Genomic DNA, 712 nt, shown 5'->3' on the forward strand with positions numbered 1-712 from the left:
CCGCGACCGCCACGCCGCCGCCGATCGCGTTGCGTGCGGTCGGTGGGCATCGGCACCGTGCAGATGGTGGCCGAAGCCGATGATCCCGTCATCGTGATCGAGGTGGAAAGCGTTGCCGGCCAGCGCTTCACCGGGCGGTTGTGCCACGGCCACGACGATCCGGTGGTCTCCGCGCTGCGTCCCGGCGTGATCGTGCTGGTGTCGTTCGACCCGGCCAGCCGCGGTCAGCTCGCGCTGGCCGATGACGTGGTCGCAGTGCGCGCGTCCGCCGACACACCGCTGGGTCATGGGGTGCTCACCCGCGGCCAACTCGAGCTGATCCGGTTCGGCACCCGCTCCAGCGGCGTGGTGACCGGGATTCGGTGCACCGGCCGGGACCGTGCCGACTACCGTGAGGTCGAACTGGACCTGATGGTCACCCGTGCTGGCGGCGGCCAGTTTCCGGCCCGGGAAACCACGCTCGTGCGGCAGGCCGCGCTGATGAAGGTCTCCCCCGGCAGCATCGTCGACACCTATTACCTGCCCGACGACGAGTCCGCGGTCGCGGTGTGCCTGCCGCCGGCGTGAGGAGTTCATCGCGCGCCCCCGACGGCGAAGGTGACGACCGCGGCCCAGTACAGCGGGCTAGCTGTAACTCCCAGACAGGTTGTGAACGGCGTGGTGAGCGGAAGTAGGTGAGGACCTCCGGTATCGGTGTGGTTACCAAACACGC

Annotated in this window: 1 protein-coding gene; it reads left to right on the forward strand. The window is 69.4% G+C overall.

Annotated elements, in window-relative coordinates; translation table 11 throughout:
- A partial coding sequence (locus tag MSZK_RS32720; RefSeq protein WP_371411380.1) for a hypothetical protein occupies nt 1-567 on the forward strand: 567 nt, incomplete at its 5' end.
- Nucleotides 568-712 lie beyond the last annotated feature (145 nt).

This window comes from Mycobacterium sp. shizuoka-1, from assembly GCF_002723835.1.
Lineage (GTDB): Bacteria > Actinomycetota > Actinomycetes > Mycobacteriales > Mycobacteriaceae > Mycobacterium.